The sequence below is a fragment of the Candidatus Ornithobacterium hominis genome, assembly GCF_951229915.1.
In the GTDB taxonomy this organism is placed as follows: Bacteria; Bacteroidota; Bacteroidia; order Flavobacteriales; family Weeksellaceae; genus Ornithobacterium; species Ornithobacterium hominis.
In genome coordinates this window covers 1,607,491-1,624,355 of sequence record NZ_OX579588.1, presented here as the reverse complement: position 1 = coordinate 1,624,355, position 16,865 = coordinate 1,607,491, and the positions used below count along the sequence as shown (strand labels likewise).

The window sequence follows — 16,865 nt, the reverse complement described above, 5'->3', positions numbered from 1 at the left end:
TTTAAATAAACACTTGCCCCCAAATTATTTAATGTTATTTGCTTTCAGCCAATTGTGGTACTTTTTAGCATTTTTTAGATGTTCAGCATAGCTACTGGTGAAATTATGATAACCTGGGCGGTCAGGGTCAGCCGCAAAGAAAATGAAATCATGCTTGGCTGGGCTCAAAACTGCATCTATAGCTGACGGATTGGGCAATGTAATAGGTGCAGGCGGTAAACCTGGGTTTTTGTAAGTATTGTAGGCAGAGATGGTTTTCAAGTGTTTGTGGTAGACGCGCTGCACCTGCTGTGTGAAGCCATTTTGCAATTTCCAAGCATAGACAGAAGTTGGGTCAGCTTGTAGGTAATGCCCTTGTTCTAAGCGATTTAGGTAAGCTCTAGCGACTTTGGGCTGCTCATCTATTTTGCTTGATTCCATTTGCACGATGGAAGCCAAGGTGTAGACTTCTAATTCCGTCATTCCTGAATTTTTTAATTTTTCCAAACGCTTTTTGTTCCAGAAGACATCATGTTCTTTTATCATTCGGTTTACAAAATCCTCCCCGCTTGTTATCCAAAAAAAACGATAGGTATTGGGGATGAAATAAATTTTGGATGTTTCTAAATCTAAACCTTTTTCTTTAAGTTGAGGGTGATTTAAAATAGCATTTACAATTTCAGCAGAATCGGCAGTGATCTTTTTTGCAACATCACGAGCCAAATGGAAAATGGTCGGCTCATTGGTAATCATCAGATTTATTTCATCTTCTTCCCCGAGCATCAGTTTGCTCACCAACTCTTCATTGGTTTTCCCTGGAGTTAAAATATAGCGTCCAGCTTTAATGTTTTTTTGATAATTTTTAGTCTTGGCATAAGAGTCGAAGGATTCTACATCGCTCAGTTTATGCCTTAGAGAATCTAAAACTTGCTTGTAACTAGCGTTTTGCGGAATGTATAAAACACTTTCTTTTGCTACATTTTCTTTATTCCCTTGCAGATAGCCACAAGATTGGAAAAAGATTAAAATAATGATGAATAAAAGGATTTTTTTCATAAATTAAATTTCGATTAGACCTTTGAAAACTTGCTCCGCAGGCCCAGTGAGCCACACGTTGGTATATTGGGATTCATTTTCATCAAAACAGACTTGCAAATCACCGCCTTTTGTTTCTACAGAAATTTGTTTGTTTTTTATAAGGCTTAGAAAATTTGCACTGATTGCCGCCGCCGTAACTCCAGTGCCACACGAAAGCGTTTCATCTTCTACGCCACGCTCGTAAGTTCGGACTTTAATTTTTTCTGGTGAAATGATTTCTACAAAATTAACATTCGTTCCGTTTGGGTAAAGCTTAGAATATCGGATGGCTCTGCCTGCTTGAGCAACATCAATATCATCAATGTTTTCTCTAAATTCTACGTGATGTGGTGAGCCTGTGTCTAAAAAAATGAAATCTTTGTTTTGTTGAATCTCATAAATATTTTTTAATTCAAGACTGACTTGATTTTCATTGATTTTCCCGCTGTGCCAGCCGTCTATGGCAAAGAATTCAACTTTTTTTTCAATCAAGTTTAAATCAGATAAAAATTTTATAAAACAACGCCCACCATTGCCGCACATACTACTTTCTTTGCCATCGCTGTTGTAATAATTCATATAGAAATTGCCATGTTGGCGTGTTAAAATTATTAAACCATCAGCCCCAATACCAAATTTACGGTCACAAAGTTGATTAATTTGTTCCCTGTTGAGTTTAATTGATTGATTGATAGCATCTATCATTACAAAATCATTCCCAGTCCCTTGGTATTTATAGAAATAAATTCCCATGATTTAAAATAAATTAATGGCAAAATAAGGCAAAAAATAATTTAAAGTTAGTTTAAGTGATGTTAAACCAAGTTAAACCGTTTGAAACGTAAAATTCATTGGTATCAAATTTGTTAAAATTTAATTCAGAATAGAAAGATTTTTAAAATAATTGAAATATGAAAAATTTATTAACTTATGCATTGGTAGGCGTTGTGAGCGCAGGCACAACTTTTGGGTTGATAGAGTATAATAAAAGTAATGATGTTTCCTCTAATTCTGTAGCAACCCTACAGCCAGAGCAAAATGGAAATGCGCAATTTGCAACTTATAATTACACCTCTGCGGGGACTGATTTGCCTGATTTCACAAAAGCGGCAGAAAATTCAGTAAACGCCGTTGTGAGTGTGACTAACTATGGGACGCGCTCAAATCGCCAGAGCGGTGGTAATCCGTTTGGCGACATGTTTAGCGACCCGTTTTTTGAGCATTTTTTTGGTGAAAGATTTAGAGGCCAGCAAAGGCAACCACAGAGTGAACAAAAAGAAGTTCCTCTGACTGCTGGTTCTGGAGTCATCATTTCAAAAGATGGCTACATCGTGACCAATAATCACGTGATTCAAAACGCGACAAAGGTAGAAATAACACTCAATAACAAGCAAAATTACACAGCAAAAGTCATCGGAACAGACCCGAATACAGATATTTCTCTGCTGAAAATAGATGAAGATAATTTACCTTATTTATCTTTCTTTAATTCAGATAATTTAAAAGTAGGCGAGTGGGTTTTAGCAGTAGGGAATCCGTTTGGTTTGAATTCTACAGTAACCGCGGGTATCGTAAGTGCAAAAGGAAGAAGTATCAATATTTTAGGAAAAAATGGAGATCACCCCATAGAATCTTTCATTCAGACAGATGCTGCCATAAACCCAGGAAACTCAGGAGGAGCCTTGGTGAATACTAATGGGCATTTGGTCGGGATTAATACGGCAATTTTCTCTCAGACAGGAAGTTACGCAGGCTATGGATTTGCCGTCCCATCCAATATCGTTCAGAAGATTGTGAGTGATTTAAAACAATACGGAATGGTGCAACGAGGATTCCTAGGAGTTGGGATTTTAGATACCTCTGATGAGCAAATGGTAAAACAATACAACAAAGAATTTGATAAAAAAGTAAAGCCTAATAGCGGAATAATGGTAAGCCAGTTGAGCGATGATGGTGGTGCGATAGAAGCTGGTATAGAAGAAGGCGATTTCATCAAAAAAATTGATGGCCAGCCTGTGACAGCTTACAGTAACCTGAGTGTAGCAATTGGCTCTAAAAACCCAGGAGATGTGGTGAAAGTAACTGTAGAGAGAAACGGAAAATTACGAGATTATAACGTAACATTAAAAGACATCAACGGAAATGCAAAAATCCGCTCTAAAGCTGATTTAACAGCAACTGAAAAAATGGGAGCTTCTTTTCAGCCTCTGACTGATGAAATGAAAGCTCGCTATGGAATCAAAAACGGCGTGATGGTAACAAGCATTTCTAGCAGAAGTGATTTTGCCCAAATTGGCATCAATGAAGGCTACATCATCACAAAAATCAACGGGAAAGATATTAATTCTAAAAATGATATTGATAAAATATTGAAAAATTACAAAGGGAATGTTTCCGTTAATTTCCTAGACCGCTATGGTAGAATGTACACACAAGGATTTAAGATGTAAGAATTTTTAAAGCCTTAAAAAAATTAAATATAAAATTTGAACAGGTTACTAAAAATTTTAAAGTCGCTTATCGAGAGCGACTTTTTTTGTGTAAATTTGACCGTAATTTAGAAGAATGAGAAATTTTTTTTTGATAATAATATGTAGCTTGTTTAGCACCGTTGAAGCTCAGCATAAACCTCAATATCAGGATTTTACAGCTTATTATCTCTTTAATTTAGGCTATACTTATCAAGATGCTAGTTATTTTGAAGGAGGGCTAGACGCTTATTTCGTTAGGCCAAATAATCACGTGGTAGATTTAGGAATTGCAGTTAATTTGGGAGCCCCTAGCGGGAAATTTACCACCATACCAGAGGCACATTTGGGTTATTTATTTAATTTAAAAAATTCAGTGATAGACCCTTATTCAAGTCAGATTAATTCTGCCTTTTGGCTAGTTAGAACCTCGGTTTCGCCATGGCATGTCACGCCAGAAGCTGGAATCACGATTTTAGATTTATTAGAATTCACCGCTGGCTATGGGTTTGAATTTCGGGAGAATAAAAAAGCGAATTTAGCTGGGCTGAAATTGGGCTTAAATATCAAAATACCATTCTTGTTATTTTGGCATGATTGACAGTTGGTAGAATTCGTAGAAAATTTTTTAAGCCTTAAAAAAAATAAACACAAAATTCAATCAAATTTAAAAAATTAATCTTGTGATTTAAGCAATCATCAATTTCTGAGGCTTTTAGCATAGAATTGACTGATCAGGATACTCCCTGCTACAGCGACATTAAGGCTTTCAGTTTTGCCCGTTTTCTCCACTTGAGGAATACTGATTTTTTGTGTGCATAAATTTTTGATTTCAGTGGAAATGCCATTACCTTCGTTCCCGAGAATTAAAATTCCTTCGGGCGATAAATTCTTTTGATAAACATTCTCACCATCCATGAATGCGCCAAAAATAGGGGCAGGGAAATCATTTAAAAAACTCTCTAAATCCAAGTAATGAATTTGTATGCGGTTGAGCGAGCCCATACTTGCTTGAATGACTTTGGGGTTGAAAACATCAACTGTATTTTTACTGCAAATAATGTGAGTGATTCCAAACCAATCGGCTAAGCGAATCAATGTGCCTAGATTTCCTGGGTCTTGTATGCCGTCTAAACCTAGTAAAAATCCGCTTTTTTTCGGGATTCCCCAGTGGGGGAGTTTAAAGACGGCTAAACTGTTTTGTGGAGTTGTAAGGTGTGAAATTTTTTTGAGTTCTTGTGGTGTGATTTTTTTTAAGCCTTTAGAAAAAAAAGTATTTTCTACGCTGTATAGCGAGACCAATTGAAATGGGCCGTCTAGGAACTCTTGTATAGATTTGTCTCCCTCTACGATGAAGAGTTGATGCTTTTCTCGGGTTTTTTTTAGCTTCAATTGATTAATTAATTTGATTTCAGCTTTGGTTAACATATTTTTACGCTATAATTTTATAAAAAAGTTTACATGCCTATAAGAATGCCTTACTTATGGATGATGATACTTTCGGTTGTTTTTTTGTTTTCTTGCAATGTTACGAAAAAAGTACCCGAAGATGAATATTATTTACAATCCAATAAATTTAATTTTGAAGGGAAGAAGAAATTTAAATCAGAATTAAAAGAATATATCTTACAAAAATCCAATAACCGTGTTTTTGGTTTGATTCCTTTGCAAGACTGGTCTTACAATCAAGTCCCAGCTGAGCTAGATAGTGTTTTTTTAGAATATTACAACACGAATCCCCAAGAAAGAAGTCAAGGATTTTTAGACAGTTTGTACATAAAATATCGAGTGCAAAAGTATGTAGGGCAGACCAATTGGCTGACACGCCAGTTCTACAATTTAGGCTCTAAACCAGTTACTTTAGACACGACTAAAAGCTATGCTTCGGCCAAAAATTTAGAGAAATTTTATTTTGAAAGAGGTTATTTTGATGCAAAAGTTTCGCCTAGCTTTGAGATTGATACAGCCACACAAAAAGCACAAGTGAAATATAATATACAAATCAATGAACCTTCTAAAATAATGTCTTTTGACCAAAGCATCGAAGATTCGAGCTTAGAAAAGCTCTATGCTGAAACCATGGGTGAATCAAAAATCAAGGTCGGGCAGCGTTTTGATGTGAGAGATTTTGAAGAGGAAAGAGATCGCTTGACAAAGATTTTTAAAAATCAAGGCTATTATAAATTTAACGAGCTGGGGAATGAATTGATTTTTAAAATAGATAGTACTGATGATAAAAATTTGCACGCAACGATGAAAATTGCTAAGTCGCAAGAAGATTCCATTCGCAAGTTTAAAAAATATTATTACGGGCCAATACAGATTTTCACCAATAATGTGAATGACAGTACTTTTCATACAATTTACCAAGGATATCACCTGAAATCTAATGAGCCGTTTAAATTTAAACCACGCGTATTTACAGATGCTATTGCGATAAAAGAAGGGCAGCTCTACAGTAGAGAATCTATAGAAAATACAAGAAAATTGATTTTTGATAGAGAAAATTTTTCGCTCACAGCACTGGAGCTGAAGGAGCCTGAAAATCAGCTTGATTCAACTTTAGTCACAAATTTTTATGTACGCCCCAAGCCAAAGTATGATTTAGAATTAAGTTTTGAGGGAATGTATTCAGAATTCATCAATTTCGGAATTTCACCAGGTTTGAATTTATTGACAAGAAACGTCTTTAAAAGTGGGGAAAACCTGAATTTTAATCTACGTGGAACGGTAGGAACAGTAAACAACGGGACTTCAAAACAAAATATATTTTTCAATGCCTATGAGCTTTCATTTACAACAGAAATAAAGTTTCCTCGCTGGCTTCTGCCCTTCAATACAGAAAAATTAGTCGACAAAACCTATAATCCAAAATCTTCTCTTGGGCTTGGCTTGAGTGGCCAGAAAAACATTGGCTTAGGCAGCCGAAACTACTTGGCTTATTTACGTTATGAAATGACGCCAGAGCTGAATTCGCATGTTTTTTCTCCATTTGATTTAGAATATATACGCCATACAGAGGCAGAGAAATACTATAGAATTTTCACACTTGATAATCAAATTAAAAATAAAACCCAAGAAGCTTACTTTTCTTATAGTCCAAACGTAGAAAATCTCTATAAAAATCAAGGAATTAACCAAAATGAATTAGAAAATCTCATTTATAGCGATGATGTTTTTAGAAAATCTTTGCCCAAGCAAGGCTATAAGCTAGAAGACTACACAGATTTTCGTAATATGTTTTTACGAAAAAGAAACATTACTCAAGATGTTTTGATCCAGACAATTAGCCATTCTTATACCTATAACGAGAATAAAACGCCAAGCAAAATCAACCCGTGGTACATTTACTTCCGCGGCTCGGTCAGTGGAGCATATTTTCGTTTGCTCAAGAATTTATTTAAATTTAAAAACAATGCAAATTATATAGGCGAAGACCAATTTTTGGTAGGAAACGTCCCCTATTCTGAATTTGTCAGGTTTGATTTAGATGTGAGAAAAACAATAGAAATTTCACCCAAACTTCACTTAGCACTAAGAAACTTTATGGGAATAGCGTTGCCCTACGGGAACTCGACGGTTGTACCCTTCAGCCGTTCCTATTTTGGTGGAGGATCCAATGACATCCGTGCGTGGCAGGCCTATGAATTGTCCCCCAACCCGTTGAGACCAAACGATAGGGGAACTTACATTGATAATATGAAAATCACATGGAATGCAGAATTGCGATTCCCTGTGACTGGAATCCTAAACGGTGCCGTATTTGCAGATGCAGGAAACATTTGGAGTGTAAACAATGAAAGCCCTAAAACTGAATTTCATTGGAATACTTTCTTAAAGCAAATCGCTGTAGGAGCAGGTTTAGGCGCCAGGCTGGACTTTACGTTTGTAATAGCTCGATTGGATTTCGCCTACAAACTGCACGACCCTGCTTACCCCGAAGGCAACCGCTGGTTTCGGGATTTAAAAATTTTAAGACCTCAGGTTCAATTTGGAATCAATTATCCGTTCTAAAATTTTTAAGCCTTAAAAAAATTATTTTGAAAATTTGATATAAGTAATTTTCTTGCCCTCCTCTCGGAATCTTTTTTCATAAAACGTTTGAATTTCTGTCACCTCAGTAGGTAACTCAAAGGTATCTGGATGATAGATATCGTGGTTAGAAATCACAGTTTTTAATCCCATCAACTCTATGATGCCATGCGTGTAACCGTGCAGAAATTCACTATCAGTCTTTAGGTGAATAGCACCGCCAGGCTTTAGGATTTTAAAGTAATTATTGAGAAAATCAGGATGAGTCAATCGATGTTTGGCACGGCGGAATTTGATTTGAGGATCGGGGAAGGTAATCCAAATCTCAGCCACTTCATTAGCGTCAAAGATATGTGGCAAAAGCTCAATCTGTGTGCGTATAAAACCCACATTTTGAATCTCCTCTTGCGCCACAGTTTTCGCACCCCTCCACAGGCGAGCTCCTTTGATGTCGATGCCGATAAAATTTTGTCCAGGATAATGGCGAGAAAGTCCCACGGTGTAGTCGCCCTTCCCACAGCCCAATTCTAGCGTAATGGGATTTTCATTTTTAAAGAATTTTTCATTCCAATATCCTTTCAGTTCAAACCCAGCTAGAACTTCTTCTCTTTTAGGCTGAATCAAATGCGGGAAGTTTAAATTTTCTTTAAACTTTTGAAGTTTATTTTTTGCCATGCTACAAAAATAGTTTGCTGAAATGATTTATAAAATTAAAATAGGCTCTATAAAGCTTAAAAAAATCCTGCCCCATAAAAAAGGACAAGATTTTTAATTTTAAGGAAATTTATAAAGGCTTAAAAAATTAATTTAAACTAACTGATTTACCAGTCGCTTGGTAATACAGAGGTAAAACCTTGGGAAGTTCCTTCTCCAGTTGCGCAATTCTCCTGCCAGGGTTGGGGTGTGTAGAAAGGAACTCCGGCAAACGAGATCCTTTGCTTTGAGCCTCCATTCTTTGCCAGAATTTTGGTGCTTCACGAGGGTCATAGCCAGCCATTGCCATCAGTCTGAGGCCAATTCTATCAGCTTCTAGCTCTGCACTTCTAGAGTAAGCCAAAATCCCCATTTGTGCCCCTACAGGGTATAGTTGGTTAAACAAATTTCGATATCGAGAATCATTCATAGCAACATTCCCAGCTACTTGTAGCCCCTGTGCGAGCATGGCTTGCGACATGCGTTGCGCACTATGCTCTGCCAAAGCATGGGTGATTTCGTGTCCCATTACCACGGCCACACCATCATCATTTTTACAGACGGGCATGATACCAGTATAGAATGCAACCTTGCCACCAGGCATACACCAAGCGTTGAGTTGGTCATTTTCAATTAGGTTAAACTCCCACTGGTAACCTTTTAAGAAATCCAATTGATTTCTAGCTTTCAAATCCATTTCGGCTGCATTCTTTATTCGGTTTCCCACTGTTTTCACCATCTTGGTCTGGGCTGTATTTTTAGAAAGCTGCTCTTTTTTTAAAACCTGATTGTACTGCTGAAAAGCCATCGGGAATAACTGAGAATTACTTACTAAAATAAGTGTTTTTTTACCAGTAATAGGGTTGGTACTACAGGCGGCGATTAAAAGCACAAGAAAGGTTAAGGCTACTTTTTTCATGTTACGCATTATATTTTTGTTCTGAATAGAGAAATCTTGTTTTTCAATTTTTATTCCAAAGTAGAAACTAAGAATTTATTTAAACTTCAACAAAATAATTATTCAGAATTCCCCTTCTTTTAATTTAAATTTTTTGTGAAACTAAAACATTTTTTTGTTTTAATGTTTGAATTGGCTCAATAAATTTTTAAATCATTGAATTTACTCAAAAGTTTTTCTTTAGGATTTTTTTCGATAAAAATTTTTTAAGGCTTAAAAAATATATAGCTATTTTGAAAAGCAGATGAATTATGTTATATTGCCTCGATTAATGAATAGTAGTTATGATAAGAAATTTAATTTTTGCTTTTTTATCGTTGGCCGGCGTAGCAAGTCCCGCTCAGCAGATTGATTATGAAGAATATGATCTTGCTAATGGTTTGCACGTGATTTTGCATGAAGATAAGTCAGCTCCAGTTGTAGTGACTTCTGTGATGTACCACGTGGGTGCGAAAGATGAACGCCCTGACCGTACGGGGTTTGCACATTTTTTTGAACATCTTCTGTTTGAAGGGACTGAGCATATTGCACGAAATGAATGGTTTAAAATCGTGACAGCTAACGGAGGGCAGAATAATGCAAATACAACTGATGATAGAACGTATTATTATGAAGTCTTCCCTTCCAACAATTTAGAATTAGGATTGTGGATGGAATCTGAGCGAATGTTGCATCCCGTCATCAATCAAATTGGCGTTGATACACAAAATGAAGTCGTGAAAGAGGAAAAGCGTTTGCGAATAGATAACAGACCTTACGGAAATATTTTAAAAGCTATTAAAGAAAAATTATTCACCAAGCACCCGTACCGCTGGACGACCATAGGTGAAATGGAACATCTAGATGCTGCAACTTTGGATGAATTTTTGGCGTTTTTTGATAAATTTTATGTGCCCAACAATGCTGTTTTAGTCGTGGCGGGCGATATAGAAAAAAAAGAAACCAAAAGGTTGATTGAACGCTATTTCGGGAGCATTCCAAGAGGCGAAGACGTGGTGAGAAATGTTTACAAAGAAGATCCCATTACCCAGCCGATAGAGGCTACATGGGAAGACCCAAATGTGCAAATCCCAATGTATGCAGCAGCATACAGAACTCCGTCTATGAAAGAAAGAGATGCTTATGTTCTAGATATGATTTCTACAATTTTGACAGGTGGAAAGACTTCAAGACTTTATAAAAAAATGGTGGATGAAGAGAAAAAAGCATTAGACGTTGGCGCATTTAATAATAGCCAGGAGGATTATGGGATGTACATCATTTATAGTTTACCCATGGATGGTGTCTCTAAAGAAGAAATAATAAATGCTTATGATGAGCAAATCAAAGAATTACAAACTAATTTGATTTCAGATAAAGAATTTCAAACTTTGAGAAATAAATTTGAAAATAGTTTTGTGAACAGCAATGCTAGCATTCAAGCCGTGGCAGATAATTTGGCAACGAGTTATTTACTCTATAATGATACTTCCTTGGTTAACAGAAGTATTGAAATTTTAAAAAGCATCACTAAAGAAGAAATTAAAGAGGTGGCGAATAAATACCTTAACCCTAATCAGCGTTTAATTTTAGATTATATTCCAGAAAAATCAACTGCAAGTAAATAATTTATGAAAAAAATATATATCACTATATTATCGATTTTTTTGTTTTATGCCTGTGCAACACAGTCACAAAGAAGTCAAGAAAACTCATCGCAAGCAACTAAAAGCCAAGCACTGCTAGATAGGAGCGTTAGACCAATGCCTGGGCCGGCGCCAAAAATAAATATTAATAAACCAAAGGAATTTCAATTAGACAATGGGCTAAAGGTTCTCGTAGTAGAAAACCATAAGTTACCCCGAGTGGCTTTAAATTTGTCTCTAGATAATCCAATGAAGGCTTACGCTGGCAAAAAGGGCGTGAGTGACTTGCTTTCTGCTACACTAGGCAATGGGACGCAGGAGATTTCTAAAGAGGACTTCAATGAAGAGATAGAATCGATGGGAGCAGCAGTTACCATTGGAGCTAATGGAGCCAGCGCACGTTCGTTGAAAAGATTTTTCCCAAGAATTTTGGAATTGACAGCACAAGGAGCCTTGACCCCGAGATTTGATAAAGAAGAATTTAAAAAAGAAAAATCAAAATTAATTCAATCCATCAAATCTAATGAAAAAAATGTAGGTTCGGTAGCATCTGATTTAACTCATGCCTTGGTCTTTGGTGTGAAACATCCCTACGGTGAATTTGCAACAGAAGAAACAATACAAGAAGTTGAATTTGAAGATATAGTAAAAGAATACCAAGCCACTTTTTCTCCCGAGAATGCCTATTTGGTCATTGTAGGAGATGTCGAGTTTAATCAAGTGAAACCCATGGTCGAAAAAGCTTTTGCAGCATGGGAAAACTTTCCTGTAGAAAAAGTGAAATACACAGACCCAGCTGATTTGCAAACGCCTGAAATTAATTTTATTCACATGTCTAATGCTGTGCAAACGGAATTGATGGTAGCCAATATTATTAATTTAAAAGTTTCAGACCCAGATTATTTTGCAGGAATCATGGCCAATCAAATTTTAGGAGGTGGAGGAGAAGGCCGTTTGTTTCTAAATTTAAGAGAAGCTCATGGCTGGACTTATGGCTCGTACTCAAGGCTTTCAGCAGATAAAAATGTTTCAGCTTTTATTGCAGAAGCTTCCGTGAGGAATTCTGTGACAGACAGTGCCATTGTCGAATTGAGAAAAGAATTGAAAAAGATAAGACAAGAGCCTGTGACAGCAGAAGAATTAGAAATCGCGAAGGCTAAATACATTGGGAATTTCGTTATGAGTGTTCAAAAGCCAGAAACCGTAGCTAGTTTAGCTTTAAACATCAAAACACAAAACCTATCTGATGATTTCTATGAGAATTATATAAAAAACCTACAAAATGTAACGGTAGAAGATGTGCAACGTGTAGCGCAGAAATACTTCAAGTATGATAATTCTAGAATCATAGTCGTAGGCAATGCCCCAGAAATTTTACCAGCCTTAGAAAAAATGAATATTCCGATTCGTTTCTTTGACCGACATGGGAACGAAACAAGGAATCCACTAGAGAAGTCAGCGAATCTAGGTGAAATGACTGCCGAAAAAGTGATACAAGCCTATCTTGAAAAAATAGGAGGCAAAGAAAAAGTCAAAAACCTTAAATCTATGCGCACGGAATTTTTAATCAATGGTTTAGCTCCGCAGCCAATACAAGGAGAAATAACCAATTTAGCACCTAATAAGCAAAAAACAGTCATGAAAATGAATGGAAATGTGATGATATCAACCATTTTTGATGGAGAAAAAGAAGTGGTAAATGGAATGATGGGCAATTCTGAAAAATCAGGAGAAGAGGTCGCCGATCAAAAATCTCGAGCAGGCATCATTCCACAAGCCTTCTACACCACAGACCAAATTACTTTACAAGATTTAGAAAAAATTAATGAAAACTTGGCTTATAAACTAATTGTGAACATTGGCGGAAAACAAAAAATAGAATATTATGACCAGAAATCAAAGCTTTTGGTTCGTACGGTAGAGAAAGCAGAAACACCACAAGGCCCTATACAAATAGAGATGGATTTAAAAAATTATAAAAAAATTGATGGAGTTTTGATGCCTTACCAAATGATTCAAAAAGTTGGAGCACAAGAAATGGTTTTAGAAGTCCAAAAAATTGTATTTAATAAAGGTGTAACCAATGCTGATTTCAAATAATTACTATTTTTGGTAAAATGAAAGAATTAAATAACGAAGAAATACAAGCCTTGGGTGAAGAGCTGGTGAAAGTATTTAAAAGCATATATGACCCAGAAATCCCAGTAGACATTTACGAGCTGGGCTTGATTTATGATGCACATGTGAGCACTGAAGGTGAAGTAAAAATATTGATGACACTCACAACACCCAATTGCCCAGTGGCAGAAAGTCTACCCTCAGAAGTAGAAGAGAAAGCAGGTGAAGTAGAAGGAATTACTAAAGCCAGTGTTCAATTAACTTTTGACCCGCCGTGGTCGCAAGATTTAATGAGTGAAGAAGCTAAGTTTGAATTAGGTTTATTATAGATTTATTATGAAATTTAAAATTTAATAAAATGAATATTTTCATTTCAGATATATGGATTATACTTTTTGTAGCCATATTCATCCTCAGTTTTTTCGGTTTGTGGTTTATCGTTCGCCAGCAAACAGCAGTGATTATCGAGCGTTTGGGGCGATTCCAAAGCGTTAGAAATTCAGGTTTTCATCTTAAAATTCCATTTGTAGATCAAATTGCGGGGCGTGTGAGTCTCAAAATTCAACAATTGGATGTCGCAGTGGAAACTAAAACCAAAGATGACGTATTTGTGAGATTAAAAGTTTCAACGCAATACGTCGTCATCAAAGAACGTGTTTATGATGCATTTTATAAACTAGATAACCCGCAGGCACAGATTACCTCTTATATCTTTGATGTAGTAAGAGCCGAAGTGCCAAAACTTCGTTTAGATGATGTTTTTGAAAAGAAAGATGACATTGCTATTGCAGTGAAATCAGAACTAAAAGATGCGATGAATGAATACGGTTATGATATCATTAAAACCTTGGTAACCGACATCGACCCTGATGAGCAAGTAAAACAAGCAATGAACCGCATCAACGCTTCTGAGCGAGAGAAGATTGCAGCTCAGTACGAAGGTGATGCACAGCGTATTTTGATTGTAGAGAAAGCAAAAGCTGAAGCTGAAAGCAAACGCTTGCAAGGGCAGGGTATTGCAGACCAAAGGCGTGAGATAGCCAAAGGTTTAGAAGAGTCTGTAAATGTACTCAATAAAGTTGGAATTAATTCGCAAGAAGCTTCTGCACTGATTGTGGTAACTCAGCATTACGATACGCTCAATGCAATGGGATCAACCAATAAGTCCAACTTAATTTTATTGCCCAACACACCAAATGCCGCAGGTGATATGCTAAATAATATGGTGGCTTCGTTTTCCGCTGCTAATATGATAGGCGAAGAGATGAAAAAAAGTAATGAATTAAATAAAAACAATTAAGTTTTTGTGAAAAAAAAGTAAAAAAATTCGGGTTGAAAAATCCGAATTTTTTTTTAAGGCTTTAAAAATTATTTTTCAATTTCGGTAGGAAACAAAAAATTTCTCAATTCTATAGCATCCTTGGGGTCAAGTTTTTTACTCATGATTAGGCTCAATTGCCGGCGTCGTAAAGCAGCATCATAACGCTCTTTTTCAATTTCTGATTGTGGTTGAATTTGAGGGATTTCTATAGGCTTATTATTTTCATCCACAGCTACAAAGGTATAAATTCCTTGATTCGTCAATACCCTTTCGCCAATTTCGGGATTTTCAACCCAAGTATCAGCAATAATCTCCATGCTTGAGCGAAAAGCTCTTGAGACCTTTGCCTCGATCTTCACGATGCTCCCCACGGGAATCGGCTGCTTGAAGTCGACCTGATTTACCGTTGCTGTAACGACCCGTTTTGTTTGTGCATGGCGACGAGCAGCGATAGAACAAGCGCGGTCCATGCGAGCCAGTAATTCCCCGCCAAACATATTGTTCAGGTGATTGGTTTCGTTGGGAAGAACAATATTGGTAAGAGTAGTCAATGAATCATGAGGTGTTTTAATTTTATCCATAAAATGTTTTTTTAAATTACAAAAAAGCAAATATTTGATTTATGATTAAATTTTATTTTCAGAAATTTTTTAAAGCTTTAGGAAAAATGAAAAGTGCTTCACAAAAGAAACACTTTTAATTTTTCATTTAAAATTTTTTAAGGCTTAAAAAATTATTTACGGGAAAATCCGCCCAATAATTTTGAGCCTAAATCTAGGGCTTTCCCTGCAATGCTAGCATCGCCGTTGTCATCAAGAATCTTTTTGATAGCACGCATTTCGCTAAGATTTATTCGCTGTACACCGATGTTTCCTGTTAATAACTCTTGAATATTCATTAGTAATTAAATTAATTTATTTAACTGTGATTTCTTTTTCGATGATTTCTAAATCTTTGGCACTCATGGTGATGCGAATATTGGCATTGAATAATTTATCTTCGTAGCAACGGCCAGTAAATACAATATCAGATTCTATTCCATTTTTGGTTAAAAGATACTTTTTTCTGGAATAATCGACAGAGTAGCTTTGAGGGCAAATCGGCACAAGCCTTTCTTTTATGGTGGGTTTTATGAAATCTTCAAAAACTTTGGCTTTGATGGTTTTTCCGTCGATAGAGGCATAGCCTGGGAAAATGTCTTCTAAAGCTGATTTATCGGTTTTATAGAACGGAGCAACCATGAGGTAATTTTTGTTGTGTGAAATTTTCCCGAAATAGACATTTTCTATATCTTGGTTTACGATGACCCAATTGTTTCTAGCAGATTCCACATCGCTTTCTAGCCTTCTTTGGAAGAAGGTTGAATTTGAAACGCTATAAGCTCGGTCAAGAAACAAGCCACGTTCTACATCGTGCAAAGCGGCATAAGCTTTTGATTGGCAAGATTGAAATTGGCTTAATGAGATAATAAATAAAATGAAATTAAAAATCTTCATGGGCTAAAAAATTTACTTCAAAAATAGAAATTATAATAAAAATTATTTGACAAACCTCTTATATTTGACAAAAAAAATTAAATGATGAAAAAAATAATCATTCTGCTCTTACTTTTATTAGTTGCCATTGCAGTGGTTCCATTTTTTTTGCCAAAGACGATTCATCAAGAAGCAGAACATATTTATGAACAAGATTTGCCGACGGTTTACAATGCTTTTGCCAATGTGCAAAAATTCTCTGAATGGTTTGAATGGGAAGCAAAAGAGAATACAAAGCATCAATACAGTAAACCCGCCGAGGGAGCTAGCGCTTCTTATGTTTGGAAAGATGAAAAAGGAGAAATTTTAGGCCGCGTGAAGATTACTGAAGCAAAGCAAAACGAATTTATTTTTTATGATTTTGAAATCCCTGAGAACCCCAATCACACGGGGGAAGTGATTCTACAGCAATTGGATGATGGACGCACCAAAGTTATTTTTACATTTGATAGTGCTGAGAGTCAATATCCTTATCAAGTTTATTATTATTTAATCAAAAATAAAATTCAAAAAAAAATAGAAGAAAATTTAATTCAATTGGAGAAATACCTGAGTGAAAATACAAGTGACACAACGCAAAAGCTAAGAGATACGCCTGTGGAAGTGAGCGTTGAAAATCAAAAGATTTTAGGTTTTGTGCAAGAAACCAGTTTTAGCGAAGAAGAATTCAATATGGCTAAAGAGGAGTCGCTGGCAATGCTCTACAGTTATTTGAAAGATTCTCAGCGCTTAAGCGATGAGGTGATAGGAAATGCCTACACCTATTATATAAAATATGATGCCTCAAGAAATCTGAAAAGTATGATTTTTGGTTACCCCGTGGAGCAAGAAATTGAATTGGTGGATGGCATGCAGTACTACCCCGTGGAAGGCGGTAAAGCACTGACATTGAAGTACAACCCAAGGTTGTCTAATCTAGAAAAGACTTTAACTAAATTGAGGAATTTCGCAAATCAAGAAAAATTAGTTTTAGGAAATCGTTTTTGGGAAGAAGAATTACCCAATGATGAAATTCAAGTTTTTTACGTACTGAAATCTAACTAAATTAAAAAGGCTTTA

Annotated in this window: 16 protein-coding genes; 8 read left to right on the top strand and 8 right to left on the bottom strand. The window is 36.1% G+C overall.

Annotation, left to right across the window (positions count from 1 at the left end; translation table 11 throughout):
- Nucleotides 1-24: 24 nt before the first annotated feature.
- Both mltG and dapF read right to left on the bottom strand, forming a co-directional pair.
- On the bottom strand, nucleotides 25-1,035 hold the full coding sequence (gene mltG / locus QOX03_RS07615; RefSeq protein ID WP_283670656.1) for an endolytic transglycosylase MltG: 1,011 nt from the start codon (nucleotides 1,033-1,035) through the stop codon (nucleotides 25-27).
- A 3-nt stretch (nucleotides 1,036-1,038) separates the two neighbouring features.
- Nucleotides 1,039-1,809 carry a diaminopimelate epimerase gene (gene dapF / locus QOX03_RS07610; protein WP_283670655.1) on the bottom strand — a complete coding sequence of 257 codons (771 nt, stop codon included), beginning with the start codon at nucleotides 1,807-1,809 and terminating at the stop codon, nucleotides 1,039-1,041.
- A 158-nt stretch (nucleotides 1,810-1,967) separates the two neighbouring features.
- On the opposite strand from dapF, the gene QOX03_RS07605 reads away from it, so the two are divergent.
- Nucleotides 1,968-3,506 carry a Do family serine endopeptidase gene (locus QOX03_RS07605; RefSeq protein WP_283670654.1) on the top strand — a complete coding sequence of 513 codons (1,539 nt, stop codon included), beginning with the start codon at nucleotides 1,968-1,970 and terminating at the stop codon, nucleotides 3,504-3,506.
- A gap of 115 nt (nucleotides 3,507-3,621) precedes the next feature.
- The gene (locus QOX03_RS07600) at nucleotides 3,622-4,125 is read left to right on the top strand and encodes a hypothetical protein (RefSeq protein WP_283670653.1); all 504 of its coding nucleotides are present in this window, start codon (nucleotides 3,622-3,624) and stop codon (nucleotides 4,123-4,125) included.
- A 98-nt stretch (nucleotides 4,126-4,223) separates the two neighbouring features.
- Here the strand turns inward: QOX03_RS07600 and QOX03_RS07595 are convergent, their stop codons facing one another.
- Nucleotides 4,224-4,952, bottom strand: a complete 729-nt coding sequence (locus QOX03_RS07595; protein WP_283670652.1) for a TrmH family RNA methyltransferase — start codon at nucleotides 4,950-4,952, stop codon at nucleotides 4,224-4,226.
- A 45-nt stretch (nucleotides 4,953-4,997) separates the two neighbouring features.
- On the opposite strand from QOX03_RS07595, the gene tamL reads away from it, so the two are divergent.
- On the top strand, nucleotides 4,998-7,538 hold the full coding sequence (gene tamL, locus QOX03_RS07590) for a translocation and assembly module lipoprotein TamL (protein WP_283670651.1): 2,541 nt from the start codon (nucleotides 4,998-5,000) through the stop codon (nucleotides 7,536-7,538).
- Nucleotides 7,539-7,559: 21 nt separating this feature from the next.
- On the opposite strand, the gene trmB is transcribed toward tamL, so the two are convergent.
- Together trmB and QOX03_RS07580 are read right to left on the bottom strand one after the other, a co-directional pair.
- Nucleotides 7,560-8,231, bottom strand: coding sequence for a tRNA (guanosine(46)-N7)-methyltransferase TrmB (trmB, locus tag QOX03_RS07585; protein WP_119059197.1), 672 nt, complete (start codon nucleotides 8,229-8,231; stop codon nucleotides 7,560-7,562).
- 127 nt (nucleotides 8,232-8,358) lie between these two features.
- Nucleotides 8,359-9,168 (bottom strand): M48 family metallopeptidase, encoded by an 810-nt coding sequence (locus tag QOX03_RS07580; protein WP_283670650.1) that lies wholly within the window; start codon nucleotides 9,166-9,168, stop codon nucleotides 8,359-8,361.
- A 323-nt stretch (nucleotides 9,169-9,491) separates the two neighbouring features.
- On the opposite strand from QOX03_RS07580, the gene QOX03_RS07575 reads away from it, so the two are divergent.
- Genes QOX03_RS07575 through QOX03_RS07560 form a run of 4 tightly spaced genes read left to right on the top strand, consistent with a single transcriptional unit; the run spans nucleotide 9,492 to nucleotide 14,250 of the window.
- Nucleotides 9,492-10,814 carry a M16 family metallopeptidase gene (locus QOX03_RS07575; RefSeq protein ID WP_283670649.1) on the top strand — a complete coding sequence of 441 codons (1,323 nt, stop codon included), beginning with the start codon at nucleotides 9,492-9,494 and terminating at the stop codon, nucleotides 10,812-10,814.
- Between the two features lie 3 nt (nucleotides 10,815-10,817).
- Nucleotides 10,818-12,932, top strand: coding sequence for an insulinase family protein (locus tag QOX03_RS07570; RefSeq protein ID WP_283670648.1), 2,115 nt, complete (start codon nucleotides 10,818-10,820; stop codon nucleotides 12,930-12,932).
- A 17-nt stretch (nucleotides 12,933-12,949) separates the two neighbouring features.
- A complete protein-coding gene (locus QOX03_RS07565; protein ID WP_119059201.1) occupies nucleotides 12,950-13,279 on the top strand; it encodes an iron-sulfur cluster assembly protein in 330 nt (109 codons plus the stop codon).
- Nucleotides 13,280-13,308: 29 nt separating this feature from the next.
- Nucleotides 13,309-14,250: an SPFH domain-containing protein gene (locus QOX03_RS07560; RefSeq protein ID WP_283670647.1), complete on the top strand. Its 942-nt coding sequence runs from the start codon at nucleotides 13,309-13,311 to the stop codon at nucleotides 14,248-14,250.
- A gap of 68 nt (nucleotides 14,251-14,318) precedes the next feature.
- Here QOX03_RS07560 and QOX03_RS07555 read toward each other — a convergent pair whose 3' ends face one another.
- From QOX03_RS07555 to QOX03_RS07545, 3 genes are all read right to left on the bottom strand, one after another.
- A complete protein-coding gene (locus QOX03_RS07555; protein WP_119057740.1) occupies nucleotides 14,319-14,852 on the bottom strand; it encodes an acyl-CoA thioesterase in 534 nt (177 codons plus the stop codon).
- 152 nt (nucleotides 14,853-15,004) lie between these two features.
- The gene (locus tag QOX03_RS07550; RefSeq protein ID WP_283670646.1) at nucleotides 15,005-15,169 is read right to left on the bottom strand and encodes a hypothetical protein; all 165 of its coding nucleotides are present in this window, start codon (nucleotides 15,167-15,169) and stop codon (nucleotides 15,005-15,007) included.
- Between the two features lie 16 nt (nucleotides 15,170-15,185).
- Nucleotides 15,186-15,767: a hypothetical protein gene (locus QOX03_RS07545; protein WP_283670645.1), complete on the bottom strand. Its 582-nt coding sequence runs from the start codon at nucleotides 15,765-15,767 to the stop codon at nucleotides 15,186-15,188.
- 81 nt (nucleotides 15,768-15,848) lie between these two features.
- Here QOX03_RS07545 and QOX03_RS07540 point away from each other — a divergent pair, with 81 nt between their 5' ends.
- Nucleotides 15,849-16,850, top strand: coding sequence for an SRPBCC domain-containing protein (locus QOX03_RS07540; protein WP_283670644.1), 1,002 nt, complete (start codon nucleotides 15,849-15,851; stop codon nucleotides 16,848-16,850).
- Nucleotides 16,851-16,865: the final 15 nt, after the last annotated feature.